This is a genomic window from Niabella pedocola (genome assembly GCF_021044425.1).
GTDB lineage: Bacteria > Bacteroidota > Bacteroidia > Chitinophagales > Chitinophagaceae > Niabella > Niabella pedocola.
The window spans coordinates 584,878-597,869 of record NZ_JAJNEC010000004.1; the positions used below are offsets into that span (position 1 = coordinate 584,878).

The 12,992-nt window shown below is 47.6% G+C and carries 12 protein-coding genes; 3 read left to right on the forward strand and 9 right to left on the reverse strand.

The features are described 5' to 3' along the window. Positions 1 to 304 precede the first annotated feature (304 nt). Positions 305 to 1,285, reverse strand: a complete 981-nt coding sequence (locus LQ567_RS06395; protein ID WP_231003332.1) for a GlxA family transcriptional regulator — start codon at positions 1,283 to 1,285, stop codon at positions 305 to 307. 249 nt (positions 1,286 to 1,534) lie between these two features. Here LQ567_RS06395 and LQ567_RS06400 point away from each other — a divergent pair, with 249 nt between their 5' ends. Next, entirely contained in the window at positions 1,535 to 1,987 is a 453-nt protein-coding gene (locus tag LQ567_RS06400; RefSeq protein WP_231003334.1) for an SRPBCC family protein, read from the forward strand. 40 nt (positions 1,988 to 2,027) lie between these two features. On the opposite strand, the gene LQ567_RS06405 is transcribed toward LQ567_RS06400, so the two are convergent. After that, positions 2,028 to 2,777, reverse strand: coding sequence for a murein L,D-transpeptidase catalytic domain family protein (locus LQ567_RS06405; RefSeq protein WP_231003336.1), 750 nt, complete (start codon positions 2,775 to 2,777; stop codon positions 2,028 to 2,030). A gap of 242 nt (positions 2,778 to 3,019) precedes the next feature. Next, positions 3,020 to 4,204: a nicotinate phosphoribosyltransferase gene (gene pncB, locus LQ567_RS06410; RefSeq protein WP_231003338.1), complete on the reverse strand. Its 1,185-nt coding sequence runs from the start codon at positions 4,202 to 4,204 to the stop codon at positions 3,020 to 3,022. A gap of 130 nt (positions 4,205 to 4,334) precedes the next feature. On the opposite strand from pncB, the gene purE reads away from it, so the two are divergent. Then, a complete protein-coding gene (purE, locus tag LQ567_RS06415) occupies positions 4,335 to 4,850 on the forward strand; it encodes a 5-(carboxyamino)imidazole ribonucleotide mutase (RefSeq protein ID WP_231003340.1) in 516 nt (171 codons plus the stop codon). A gap of 78 nt (positions 4,851 to 4,928) precedes the next feature. Here purE and bshC read toward each other — a convergent pair whose 3' ends face one another. Beyond that, positions 4,929 to 6,530, reverse strand: a complete 1,602-nt coding sequence (bshC, locus tag LQ567_RS06420; RefSeq protein ID WP_231003342.1) for a bacillithiol biosynthesis cysteine-adding enzyme BshC — start codon at positions 6,528 to 6,530, stop codon at positions 4,929 to 4,931. A 70-nt stretch (positions 6,531 to 6,600) separates the two neighbouring features. On the opposite strand from bshC, the gene purU reads away from it, so the two are divergent. After that, positions 6,601 to 7,434, forward strand: a complete 834-nt coding sequence (gene purU / locus LQ567_RS06425) for a formyltetrahydrofolate deformylase (RefSeq protein ID WP_231003343.1) — start codon at positions 6,601 to 6,603, stop codon at positions 7,432 to 7,434. Between the two features lie 251 nt (positions 7,435 to 7,685). Here purU and LQ567_RS06430 read toward each other — a convergent pair whose 3' ends face one another. The 5 genes from LQ567_RS06430 to LQ567_RS06450 form a co-directional block, all read right to left on the reverse strand. Next, complete coding sequence (locus LQ567_RS06430; RefSeq protein WP_231003345.1) at positions 7,686 to 7,949, reverse strand: GlsB/YeaQ/YmgE family stress response membrane protein; 264 nt, start codon at positions 7,947 to 7,949, stop codon at positions 7,686 to 7,688. A 111-nt stretch (positions 7,950 to 8,060) separates the two neighbouring features. Beyond that, positions 8,061 to 9,059, reverse strand: coding sequence for a chorismate synthase (locus tag LQ567_RS06435; RefSeq protein ID WP_231003347.1), 999 nt, complete (start codon positions 9,057 to 9,059; stop codon positions 8,061 to 8,063). A 142-nt stretch (positions 9,060 to 9,201) separates the two neighbouring features. After that, positions 9,202 to 10,551, reverse strand: coding sequence for a 3-phosphoshikimate 1-carboxyvinyltransferase (aroA, locus tag LQ567_RS06440; RefSeq protein ID WP_231003348.1), 1,350 nt, complete (start codon positions 10,549 to 10,551; stop codon positions 9,202 to 9,204). A 193-nt stretch (positions 10,552 to 10,744) separates the two neighbouring features. Further along, positions 10,745 to 11,761: a 3-dehydroquinate synthase gene (gene aroB, locus LQ567_RS06445; protein ID WP_231003351.1), complete on the reverse strand. Its 1,017-nt coding sequence runs from the start codon at positions 11,759 to 11,761 to the stop codon at positions 10,745 to 10,747. 104 nt (positions 11,762 to 11,865) lie between these two features. Then, positions 11,866 to 12,957 carry a chorismate mutase gene (locus LQ567_RS06450; RefSeq protein WP_231003353.1) on the reverse strand — a complete coding sequence of 364 codons (1,092 nt, stop codon included), beginning with the start codon at positions 12,955 to 12,957 and terminating at the stop codon, positions 11,866 to 11,868. Positions 12,958 to 12,992: the final 35 nt, after the last annotated feature.

Consider the following 12,992-nt stretch of genomic DNA (forward strand, 5'->3'; position numbering starts at 1 on the left):
TTTCCATTTCCGCCCTTCAAGATCAGTAACCCTTCGCCGATACAGCTTCCGTATCCAACCCGTTCCGGGTATTCCGGATTCTTAAAATGACTCCTGGTATAGTTGTGTATTCTCTAAAACCAGTTCGGGCATCTTTCAGAACCAGTGAGCTGGTACCCTTTGGCAGCCATACCAGCGTTTCCATATGCACCCAGCGTAACCGTTGCAGACAAATTTAGCAATATTTTTACTTTCGAATAATTGCTTTTAAAAATAAATTAATAAGTAGAACCGATTCATTTTCTCTGGCGCATGGATATCCAAACTATGCGGTGGCCCGTGCTTTATTGTAACGGCTCCGGTAATCTGCAGGCGAAAGACCGGTTATTTTGCGGAATACATCGCGAAAGGTTTTATCATCGGTATAGCCTACATCCATCATCACTTCGAATATGGTTTTACGGCCGCGTTCCAGCTCTTTTTTGGCGGCTTCGATCTTTACCCGTTGCAGGTAGGCCACGGGGGTATTACCGGTTGCTTTTATAAAACGCCGGTCAAAATTGCGCCGGCTGATCGCCAGCTGCACCGCCAGTTTCTCAAAAGAGATCCGGCTATCCAGGTGTTCCTCGATATAGGTTTGCGCATGCTGGATCAATTCATCGTCGTGCTCCTTTTGTGCCTGGAAGATCGTAAACGGAGATTGAGTGGTCCGCTCTACTTCGATCTGAAAAACCTTTGAGCAACGGATAGCAACGGAACGGTCGAACAGGTTTTCTACAAGGTACAGGATCAGGTTCAGGAACGAATATGCACCGCCGTTGGTATAGATCCCGTTTTCATGGGTAATGATCTTACCGGTGGCTATTTGCACGCCCGGGAACATCCGTTCAAATTCCGCTACCTTATTCCAATGAATGGAACAGGCACGGTTTTGCAAAAGCCCCGTAGCTGCCAGAAGAAACGCGCCGGAGCACATGCTGGCCACTTCTGCCCCGCATTTGTATTGCAGCCGGATCCAGTCGAGGAGCTCCTGGTTTTGCCGTACGGCTTCCTCGTATTCGCCCAGTACGGCTGGGATCAGGACCAGGTCGGTTTGACGGATCTGCCGGATATCCACCGGCCGTATCGCCAGGTACCCGTTATGCGATCGAACCTCTGAAGCAAAGCCGGCAATTTCAATATTCACCAAGGATGGGTGCCCCGCCTGTTTCCAGTATTCGTTTGCCTGACGCAGGATATCATACGCCCCGCCGATGGTATTTACATTGACCCTGCAATCCGGCACTACGATGGTTATATGTTTCATGCTGCTATTTTTATATGTTGGGCGCTACCGCAATACGTTGTGGAACGAGCTGCAGCTGCAATGCACTTCATAAAATTACTGTTACAAAGGTATTAAACCTGCCCTGTCCAAATATCCCCGTATTAAAGTCCATTTCACACACTGAAAATACATCATTAAGCCAATAGCTTTGTACCGGATAGATGCCGGAAACAACAGCAAGTAAAAATTGAAGACAATATTACCCTCCTTAAATAATACAATTCCAATATGAATAACCGTAATTTCTCCGTTTCCATTATAACGGACCAAACACCCGAAGCCGTGTTTAACGCAGTAAACGATGTACGCGGATGGTGGACAGAAAACCTTGAAGGAAAAACCTTTCAAAAAGATGATGTCTTTGAAGTGCGCTTTGGCGATGTACATTATTCACGGCAGCAGTTAACAGAAGTGATCCCTGATACAAAAGTAGTATGGCTGGTTACGGATAGCCGGCTCAATTTCCTGCAGAACCAGTCGGAATGGAATGATACGCAGATCTCCTTTGAAATTTCAGAAGAAAAAGGCCATACCCAGCTTCGCTTTACACATGAGGGCCTGCAGCCGGATGTGGAATGTTATGGTGCCTGCTCAAACGCATGGTCAGACTTTATTCTGAACAGCCTGCGTAACCGGATCGATACCGGTAAAGGAAATCCTGCTCCAAAAGACGCCGTTTAGCAGCCCGGGTACGGTTCGCTAAACGAAGGTTGTACCGGCATCAACCCGCGGCCCGGGCATAAAAGAATTTGGGTTGATAGCTGCTGTTGTAGATGAACAGTACCGAGCCATCTCTGATCGTTTCGATAATTGGACGGCTGAGTTCCACCGGCACAGCGGGGCATCCAAAGCTCCGGCCCAGGTATCCCAGCTCATTGATGCTCGACTGGCTTACATAAGGCGCGCCATGCAGTACGATGGCCCGCTGCAGGGCCCTGTCATTCAGGCCCGGCTCCAGCCCTTTTAGTTTTAATGAATACCCGTTTCCGCCAAAATAAGGTGCATCCGTAAGATAAAATCCCAGGCTGCTTTTATTTGAAGACATGGTATTGCTGAACGAGGTGGCTACCAGGGTGCCGGACTTCCGCCCATGTGCCGCCCAGGTATTAAAGAGCAGCTTATAATTTTTAACGTCGAGAATATACATCCGTTTATTTACGCTGGGCTGATCAAAATCAACGATCGTAATCACCGAATCATTCAGCACTTTTCCTTCTTCCTTTAACTCTTCCAGACCTTCCAGCGCATAGGTAAACGCCTGCTCCGAAAGTCCTTTCAGATCCAGGTGCAGGCTGTCATAAACCAGTTGATGTCTGTTGGCTTTCCAACCAAAAGACATGCGGTACATGGGTACCGAACTGATCTTTTCTGAAACCGGAGCCACAGCAGGTGCGTGCCATGAAATATTTGTCACAGCAACAATTAAAACCACCAGCGCTATTAATTTTTTTGCAATAAAAATCCTCATCATTAAAAAATACTTTTTTTTAATTCCTCAAAAATTCAGATGCAAGGTTTAAAATAGTTCTAATGCGTCATATGGCGACGAAGCATTCAGAGCCGATCATTATCGGGTGTTTCGGGGGAAGCAGTCAACTTTGTTGCACACTACTTTTTCCACAAAACCAGTGCAAAGTTAGGGCAGAAAAATGGGTTTTCTGTTACGAAAAACCTAAATGAAATATTTTATATACTTAAATTTATATATATCTGTTACTCAATACCTAAAACTTCTTTTGCCAGGCGGATCATCCGGGGTTCACCGGTGTGTTTGCCTTTTTCATCGGAAAGTTTTACAGTGGATACCCATCTTTTACCGTCGAACTGAACAGCTGTTAGTTTCATTACAATATTCATGGGTTTTAATCCCACATCATTGGTGAGGTTGGTACCGATACCGAAAGATATACCGATCTTCCCCTTGGTTGCATGCGTGATCTCCGCCACTCTTTCGGTGTTCAGGCCGTCGGAAAAAATGATGAATTTATAGGCCGGGTTGATCCCCAGGCTCCGGTAATGCGCGATCACCTTTTCTGCATAGGCAATGGGGTCCCCGCTATCATGCCGCACCCCGTCGAACAACTTGGCGAACTTTTTGTCGAACTGCTCAAAAAAGACATCGTTGGTATAGGTATCAGACAGGGCCACTCCCAGGTCGCCGCGGTACACATCCGTCCAGTGTTCCAGGCTTAATGCATTGGCCATGGTAAACCCGTATTTGGCTGCATGAAACATAAACCATTCATGCGCATGCGTTCCGATCGGTTTTGTTTTTGAGCGCATCGCCAGGTGCACATTGCTGGTACCTACAAAATTTTTACCGCCATGTTGGGTGAGGGTGTCTACCACCAGCTGCTGCACACTGAAGGAATGCCGGCGCCGTGTGCCAAATTCTGCAACGGGCACATCCAGTTCTTTGTAAATACTCGTCTTCTCGATCGTATTGCGCACCACCTGTCCGTCGTCCTCACGTTGTTGCCCCGTGCGTTCATAATACAATTCGCTGATCAAAAAAAGCAGGGGTACTTCCCAGAGAATGGTCCGGAACCAATGCCCCTCCACTGAAACCTCCAGCTGCTCGCCTTCCTGAACAATATGCACTTCCGAAGGATCGTACCGGTACCCGGCCAGCAGGTCGAGGTAAGCCGCATTCAGGTAGGGGCAATTGAGCGCAAGGTACCGGTGCTCTTCCCTCGTGAGCTGCAGGGATGCCATTGAAGCCACCTGTGCTTTTAACGCTTCTCCAAAGCCTTCGGGAAATGCATGGGCACCTCGGTTGATAAACGTATACCGGGCCTTTACGTCCGGAAACAGCTGCATCACGGCGCATTGCATGGTAAACTTGTAAAAATCATTATCGAGGATCGACGGGGAAGGAAAAAGCGTTTCAGTGTTCATTTTTCAAACGTACATAAAATTTTGTTTAGTTGTCGGTTTTCAGCGATCAGCTATCAGCGATCAGGCATCCGTAATCCAGAAATATCCCTGTGTGGTTGCGCCGTATATGCTTTTTACCGTTCTTTGCAACATGGCAATACAAGTAGGCATCATCATGGGCAGCGATAGCGATTTACCGGTAATGGAGCCGGCTGCTGCAGTTTTAAAAGCAATAGGTATCGACTATGAAGTAACCGTAGTATCTGCACACCGCACGCCTCTGCGTATGATTACATATGCGCAAACGGCAAAAGAGCGTGGATTAAAAGTGATTATTGCCGGTGCCGGCGGAGCAGCGCACCTCCCGGGGATGGTAGCCTCCATCACGGCGCTTCCGGTAATCGGTGTGCCGGTTAAATCGAGCAATTCGATTGACGGATGGGATTCTGTATTGAGTATTTTACAAATGCCGAACGGTGTGCCGGTTGCTACTGTGGCCCTCAACGCCGCTAAAAATGCGGGCATCCTTGCCGCGCAGATCATTGGTGCTTCCGACGATGCCATTTATGAAAAGATGGCGGCTTATAAGCAGGAAATGGAAACCGAAGTACTGCAGAAAGTGGAGCGGCTAAAGGGATCGGGACAGCCGAATGCATTTGATTCCTGAGGCTTCTGCTATAAGCATTCAGCCATCAGCATTCAAAATTCAGTTATCAATAGTACGCTATCTGCGATTTGGAATGCGCTATAACTCCTCCAGTACCACAAACTGCTGCTCTAGGCCCAGCGCATGCTGATACAGCAGATCGATCAATGCAGGACCATGTTGTGCATAAAATGGAATAAAGTTTTCAATACGTTCCTGCAGATTGTTTAGCGGAAACAGTTGCGCTTTTAATTTTGTTACCTGGTTCATCGCATCCTGGTGATTTCTTTTCTCGGCGCGGAGTATTTTCTTTCCGAGTTCACCGATCCGCCGGGTGGTATTTGTTTCCAACGCAGCAATATGCTGCAACAGGGTACCGTCTATGAGGGCTGCCTGCTCCTTCAGCTCAGCATAAAGCTGGCGGATCGTATCCAGGGAGGTTTCGACGCTTAGATTTTGTTCAGAATGTGCCCGTACCCAGTCGTTCTTAAGATCATGAAGCGGCTGAAAAAGCTGTACGGGTTTATACCCCAGTTTTTGAACCAGCGCCGTCTGCCTGCGGTTGATCAGCAGCAACGAGTTCCGTAATACCAGTAATGGATAGGGTACTTTATAGTGTTCAAATATTTTCTTTAACTGGATCCAGTAAGCCAGCTCTCCCCCTCCGCCTATAAATAAAAGGTTGGGCAGGATCATTTCCTGGAATACCGGGCGAAGGATCACATTGGGACTAAACCGCTCGGGATGTTCATCTACCTCTTTTATGATCTCCGCCGCGGAAAAAGAATGGGGTGTGTCTACCACGCTCCATCGATCCCCGGAACGTTCGATCCGGTGACGTCCCTGGTCGGTCAGGTAGAACAGGTTGATCTCCCGGCTATGGGCCTGAACCTTGTAGCCGGCCGCCGTTAACTGCGCGGCGGTTGCTGCTACCATTGCCGCCGAGCGGCCATTTTGCAATTCATCTTTGAACAATCCTGCTGCTATGGACTTTAATTCCGCATTGTCGGGTATCACCACGATCAACCCATACCGGGCGAACAAAAAATGCACAAATGCAAATGTTGCTTCCTGGATGGAACATCCGGGTTTATAGCAAGCGCGCAGTGCCGCGGCTATTTCATTGCCGTAGGGCCATACGCCAGTTTGTGCCTCGATCCGGTCCAGCAACTGGAGCAACGCTTTATCCACTTTCATTCTTCCTACGGCGCCGGTTTGGTCCGTGTTCCACTCCATCTTTTGTCCATCTATAAAAAGATGCCCCAGCTCATCCAGGTCGGCATCCTCGCTTCCCATATAATATACCGGTACAAAATCATATTCGGGGTATGACTTTTTGCTTTGTTCTGCAAGCCGGATCGCATGCAGGATCTTATAAATAAAATAAAAGGGGCCGGTAAAAATATTGGGCTGATGTGCGGTAACCGTAGTAAATGTGGTTTCTTTTTCCAACAGTGCAAGGTTCGCGGTCACCTCATCCGAAGCCGGAACCGAGCTGTATTGCTGTCGTAATGCACGCACCAGCAGTGCCCGGTTAGTGGTTACCGCTTTTCGCCGTTCTATGGCGTTGCCGATGGCCGACACCGAAGGAAATTCTCCATAAAACGGCTTCAGTTGGGCATCTTCATTCAAATAATCTGAAACCAGTTTACTAAAGAAACCGGTTTCCGCGTAAGAAAGATGTTGGGTCTTACAGTCCATACATTGATATTGCAATCCAAAATGAAAATACAATAACATTTTTAAAGTGAAATAGTTTTATTTTTAGCGAATGATCATCTTAATACAATGCACGGACCAGGTAGGCCTGGTGGCTGCTATTTCGAAAGTAATGGCGGATGCGGATCTCAATATCATCTCCATGCGGGAATATGTGAATGTGGAGGCAAACCGTTTTTACCTTCGCCTGGAAATAATGGCCGACATTATTAACGCCGCGCATGTGGAAGCCGCATTGTTAAACGTATTGCCTCCCGGCTGCTCGATCTTTATCCAACCGGCCGTTAAAAAAAAGGTAGCCGTGCTGGTTACAAAAGAGTACCATTGTTTGGGCGACATCCTGCTGCGGAATTATTTCAACACTCTCGGCGCATCTGTGGAGTGTGTGATCGGCAATCATGAAACGCTGCGATCGCTTACCGATAAGTTCGACATTCCTTTTCATTATGTAGATCACCTGGACCGTACGAAGGCGGCTTTTGAGGAAGCGGTGTCGGCCGTATTGGGCAACTACCGGTTCGACTATATTATCCTTGCAAAATTTATGCGCATCCTTTCCCCGGGGTTTGTGGCGGCTTATCCGCACCGGATCATTAATATTCATCACTCATTCCTGCCGGCCTTTGTTGGCGCCAGCCCATACCGGCAGGCGCATGAGCGAGGCGTAAAACTGATCGGCGCAACCGCTCATTTTGTGACGGATGTACTGGATGAAGGGCCCATTATCGCCCAACAGATCATTCCTGTGAACCATGCCCATTCCGTAACGGATATGGTAACGCTGGGCAAGGAAATTGAGGAATCGGTTCTGGCAAAGGCCCTGCAGCTGGTATTGCAGGACCGGGTGATTGTGGACGGAAATAAAACAGTGGTGTTTGAGAACTAATGGATGTGCTTCACGGCCGTTTATTGCTCACGGTTCAACGGTCTTCTCAGGATTTCATTTGCGCACCGATTTCACAGATGTACACAGATTTTTTAGATACGGTATTTAATAATCGCTGTCTGTACGAATCGATATGATCCGTGAGAACACCCGCTGCCGTCTTAACGGTTCTGCCGGTTTTCGCAGGCTATACCTTAAAAAAAAATCCCGCTTTAAAAGCGGGATCCATCTTATTAAAGAGGGCAACTTTATCAAACGCCTTTCTTCCGGGTGATCATCCCGTAGATCCACAATAAAAGCACTGCTCCTAAAATGGCAAAGGCAAATCCCTTGAATGACCAGTTCCCGTTGATCGAAATGCCCAGCACCTGTGTGCCGATCCATCCGCCCAAAAAGGCTCCCGCGATACCAATAATGATGGTTACGATCCAACCGCCGGGGTCCTTACCGGGGTGTAGGGCTTTAGCAATAGCACCTGCTATCAATCCAAAAATGATCCAAGATAAAATACCCATAATTTTTTTGTTTTAACAAGGTGAAATAAAGTTTTCGTCCTTTAAAGTTAATACAAAAAAACATGCCAAAAAAACAATTTACCGTTAACGAAGGACATCGTTATCAACCGGTTATTCACCAATAACCCGGCTAATTTTCCCGGTCTGCATCATTAAATCGACCAGTGCAATGGCTGTAACAGCCTCCACAATTACTGGCGCACGAAGCGCTACACAAAGATCGTGGCGCCCCTTTACGGAAAAATCTTCCATCTGTCCGGTTTCCCAATTCAGGCTATGCTGGGGCTTGGGTGTGGAAGCAGTAGGTTTTATAGCGATGCGAAATACCAGTTCATTACCATTGGTGATGCCGCCTACAATGCCACCGGCATGATTGGTAGTGGTTTTGCCTTCGTTATTTTCAATGGGATCATTGTGTTGCGAACCAAACATTTTTGCAGCCGCAAAACCGGCACCGAACTCTACTCCTTTCACCGCCGGAATCGTAAACAGGAGCTGCGCCAGAACGGACTCCACCGAATTAAAGTAAGGCTCGCCCAAACCGACCGGAAGTCCATTTACACGGCATTCGATCAGCCCGCCTACGGAATCCTTTGCTTCAATAGCCTTCTGCAATCCTCTTTCCGGATCCGGGTCTCCGCCAATTTCCGTGATCCGGGCTACAATGGAAATATCCCGGAGCAATTTTTTAGCGATCACCCCTGCGGCAACCAGTCCTGTGGTCAGCCGCGCACTGAAATGTCCGCCCCCCCGGTAATCTTCAAATCCGCCAAACTTTTTATGCGCTACAAAATCCGCGTGCCCCGGACGGGGAAAGCTTCTCAGTTTTTCATAGTCCCCACTACGGGTGTTTTTATTTTCAAAATAGATCATTACCGGGAAGCCCGTGGTTTTCCCGTTAAATACGCCGCTTTTGAAAATCGGGATATCATCTTCTTTCCGCGGCGTAGCACCCTTTTGGTTTCCTCCCTTCCGGCGTTCCATATCCGGAAGAAAATCCTCCACCGGAACATCGAGTCCGGCCGGTATGCCATCTATTACTACGCCTACACATTCTCCATGTGATTCTCCGAAGATCTGTATCCTGAATAATTGTCCGAATGCGTTCATTGTTATGAGATTTGAGATTCGAGTTTTGAGACTTGAGATTCGAGTTTTGAGCGCACTACTGTTAGCTACTAACAATTAACAGTGCGCCATTTTTCTTCTGCTGCGCTCTATTGGCTATTCACCATTGCCTATGTACCACCGCTTATTCTCCCGAATAAATTTCGTTTAACGCATTTCTATATTCAAGTCCTCCTGTAACCGTTGCTCCCAGGGCTTTTAGGTGATCATAGAAATCCGGATAGGATTTGTTGATGGCTTCTGCATCTTCAATGGTTACCGCACTATCTGCTTTTAAAGCAGCAGTAGCACAGGCCATCGCGATGCGGTGATCATGCCGGGAATGCACCAAGGCGCCTTTCAAAGGACCTCCGTGTACGTGCATAAGGTCGCCATCCAGGTCTACACGGATCCCCATTTTTCCAAATTCTTCCTGCAGCGTTATGCCTCTGTCGCTTTCCTTATGTGCCAACCGGCTTACCCCTTTAATAACGGATACGCCCTTACAATTGGCAGCCAGTGCCACCAGGGGAGGAAACAGGTCCGGACAATCGGTGGCATCAAATTCAAAGGCGGTCATGGGTGCTGCATGCAATGTAATGCCCTTTGCATCCATGGCAATGCCCGCATTGGCCGCCATCAATGCTTCTATGATTTTTTTATCGGCTTGCGTGCTGGTTTGTTGCAAACCCTGAACCCGGATATCACCCGCAATGGCGCCAGCTACCAGCAAAAAGGCGCCACCGCTCCAATCGCCTTCAACGGTGTAGTTGATTTGGGATTCGAGGTTTGAGATTTGAGATTCAGGTTGGGCCGCAGCGAACGTAAACGTTTCATAGTTGTCGTTTTCAGGCACCTGCAAACCAAATTGTTTCATTACGTTCAGTGTAAGATCGATATAGGGCCGGCTCTTCAGGTCGTTTACCCGGATGGTTACCGGTTCTGCAAGCGGGGCTGCAGCAAAGGCCATCAGCAATCCCGTAAGGAACTGCGAACTCAGTGAGCCGTCGATGGTAATGGCCCGGGGCCGTAAAGGTCCGTTCACTTTCAGCGGCAATTTCCCGTTATTGGAGGCAATGGTTACGCCCAGCTGCGGCAATATCTCATCAAAAAAATCCATCGGACGGGTTACCAGGCTCCCTTCCCCATTAATCACCACTTCATTATTACACAACGCTACAATGGGGGTAAACATCCGGATACTTAAACCGCTTTCACCACAGTTCACAGCGTTTTCCTTAGATACAATATGAGCAGGATCATTCAAAAACCGGCTTTCAATGGCGATGGTTTCCTTATCGATCTCTGTAATCTCCGCCCCCAATGCTTTTATAATGCCCATGGCGGCCATATCATCATTGCTATGACCGGGATTTTTTATGATCACTTTCTGTGTAGACAGCAAGGCTGCTGCACAGGCCCGTTGCATAGAGCTCTTGGAAGCTGCGGCATAAATGTTGCCGGATAATGTTGAAGGATGTATGGTTATATTCATTCCGATTTGGGTTTGAGATTTGGATTCGAGATACCAGATGTCAGATTTCAGACTCCAGATATCAGATTTGAGATTTCAGATTTCAGATTTGAGATCCGGGAATTGAGCGTTGGGTCATCGATTTCAGCGTTCAGCTGTCAGCTCTCAGCCTTTAGCTCTCAGCCTTTAGCTTTCAGCATTTAGCGTTCAGGGTTTATAATTTATTGATTATTTTTTCCAGTTGTTGCATGCGGATGGGTGTTACCACGCCTTTTCCGATCTTGTCCAGCAATACGAAGTTCATTTCCTTTTGCTCGCGCTTTTTATCCATCTTGAGGCCGTTAAACACTTTTTGTTTATCAAAGGAGGCATACGTTGGCAACTGGTATTGTTCCAGCAATGCCACCACATCGGCCGTCTGCGAAAAGCCTCTTAGCTGTTCTGAAATATGGCAGGCATAAGTAGTGCCGATCGCAACGGCCTGCCCGTGCATCAGCTCATATTCTTTTTCCAGGGCATGCCCGATGGTATGGCCCAGGTTCAGTAAACGGCGATCGCCTTTTTCAAACTCATCTTTCTGCACCACTTTTGTTTTGATGAGGGCATTACGCTGGATCAGGCTGCTGAGTTTCTTCTTATCTTTTTGATATCCGGCGAGGGATTCCTGCTGCAGCTGCTTAAACATAGCAGCATCCTTGATACAGGCATGTTTAATGATTTCCGCAAAGCCGTTTTCCCATTCATTTTGGGGAAGCGACTGTAAAAATGCCACGTCGTGCAAAATAAAAGAAGGCTGCCGGATGATTCCTACCAGGTTCTTGTAGCGGTCTACATCAATACCGTTCTTTCCGCCAATGGAAGCATCCACCAGCGCCAGTATAGACGTTGGCACAAAGCCAAAACGGATCCCGCGCATGTAAATAGAAGCAATGTAACCGGTCAGATCCGTAATCACACCGCCGCCCACGCCTACCAGCACCGTCTTCCGGTCCGCTTCCATTTTTATCAGCGTATCGATCACCTCATCTACGGTGGCCTGTACCTTATATTCTTCGCCCGGCTTCAGCACGATTACATTCAATCCTTTGAAAACAGCCGGATGCGCTTTAAAAATATGTTCATCCGTGATCACTACAAGGAATTTCTTATCAGCGATCTTCGTTACCTGTTTAAAGGAACTGTCGAAATAAAAATGCGTGGAGACGTTTGAAAATTTTATGCTTTTTTCCATTCCAGATGATGAATAATGAATAGTGAATGGTGAATAGTTCATAGATCATAGTTGAAGGAATGCATCACACTATAATCTATGAACTATATTTTATGATCAATGAACTATTGGGCGTCCATGATATTCTTCTGATGATTGATGCTTTCCAGGTGCACGGCATCCAGGTACTTCATGATGAAGTCTTTGCTCAATCCCAGTTTTTCACCTTTTGCCATCATTTTATCCAGGATCTCCTGCCATCGGTTGGTTTGCAGGATGGTAAGGTTATTTTCTTTTTTATACTGGCCGATCTGATCAGCGATCTTCATGCGCTGGGAAAGGATCTGCAGCATTTCATCATCCAGGTGATTGATCTGCTGACGCAGTTTCTCCAATCCGCCCTGTAAAGCTGAGTTATCGTTATTTTCCTTTCTCCACACAATGGCTTCCAGCATTTCTTTCAGACGCTCCGGTGTTACCTGTTGTTTGGCATCGCTCCAGGCATTATCCGGATCGATATGTGATTCGATCATCACACCATCGTAATCGAGGTCGATGGCTTTCTGCGCCACATCAAACAGACCGTCGCGGTTACCACAGATATGAGAAGGATCATTAATGATCAGCAGTTCGGGGAAACGTAATTTCATTTCGATGGCCAGGTGCCACATCGGGGCGTTGCGGTATTGTGTATTTCCGTAAGAGGAAAATCCGCGATGGATCAGCCCGATATCTTTGATACCCGCGCGGGAAATACGCTCCACGCCGCCGCTCCACAATTCCAGATCCGGGTTAATTGGATTTTTAACCAGTACCGGTACGTCAACACCTCTTAACGCATCGGCTATTTCCTGTACGCTGAACGGGTTTACCGTAGTGCGCGCACCTACCCACAAGATGTCTACATCAAATGTAAGCGCATCTTCAACCTGCTTTGCGGTGGCTACTTCCACTGCTGTTGGGAGGCCGGTGGCTTTTTTTGCGGCCTGCAACCAGGGCAACCCTTTTGCACCAATGCCTTCAAACATACCGGGTTTGGTTCTGGGTTTCCAGATGCCTGCACGCAGTGCATCTACTTTACCGGTAGCAGCAAGGCGTTGAGCGGTAGCTACTACCTGTTCTTCTGTTTCAGCGCTGCAGGGCCCGCTGATGATGATCGGGCGCTTGGCCCATACCTGTTTTGTTTTTTCTTTATCCGTCATTTCAAGAGTTTTCATTTTGCCTGTGAATTTTTAGAGTTTTTATTTTTATA

Excerpts from the sequence above, each read along its gene's own strand:
- LQ567_RS06395 (WP_231003332.1), bottom strand. The coding sequence starts at position 1,285 with ATGAAACATATAACCATCGTAGTGCCGGATTGCAGGGTCAATGTAAAT.
- LQ567_RS06400 (WP_231003334.1), top strand. The coding sequence starts at position 1,535 with ATGAATAACCGTAATTTCTCCGTTTCCATTATAACGGACCAAACACCC.
- LQ567_RS06405 (WP_231003336.1), bottom strand. The coding sequence starts at position 2,777 with ATGATGAGGATTTTTATTGCAAAAAAATTAATAGCGCTGGTGGTTTTA.
- pncB (WP_231003338.1), bottom strand. The coding sequence starts at position 4,204 with ATGAACACTGAAACGCTTTTTCCTTCCCCGTCGATCCTCGATAATGAT.
- purE (WP_231003340.1), top strand. The coding sequence starts at position 4,335 with ATGGCAATACAAGTAGGCATCATCATGGGCAGCGATAGCGATTTACCG.
- bshC (WP_231003342.1), bottom strand. The coding sequence starts at position 6,530 with ATGGACTGTAAGACCCAACATCTTTCTTACGCGGAAACCGGTTTCTTT.
- purU (WP_231003343.1), top strand. The coding sequence starts at position 6,601 with ATGATCATCTTAATACAATGCACGGACCAGGTAGGCCTGGTGGCTGCT.
- LQ567_RS06430 (WP_231003345.1), bottom strand. The coding sequence starts at position 7,949 with ATGGGTATTTTATCTTGGATCATTTTTGGATTGATAGCAGGTGCTATT.
- LQ567_RS06435 (WP_231003347.1), bottom strand. The coding sequence starts at position 9,059 with ATGAACGCATTCGGACAATTATTCAGGATACAGATCTTCGGAGAATCA.
- aroA (WP_231003348.1), bottom strand. The coding sequence starts at position 10,551 with ATGAATATAACCATACATCCTTCAACATTATCCGGCAACATTTATGCC.
- aroB (WP_231003351.1), bottom strand. The coding sequence starts at position 11,761 with ATGGAAAAAAGCATAAAATTTTCAAACGTCTCCACGCATTTTTATTTC.
- LQ567_RS06450 (WP_231003353.1), bottom strand. The coding sequence starts at position 12,957 with ATGAAAACTCTTGAAATGACGGATAAAGAAAAAACAAAACAGGTATGG.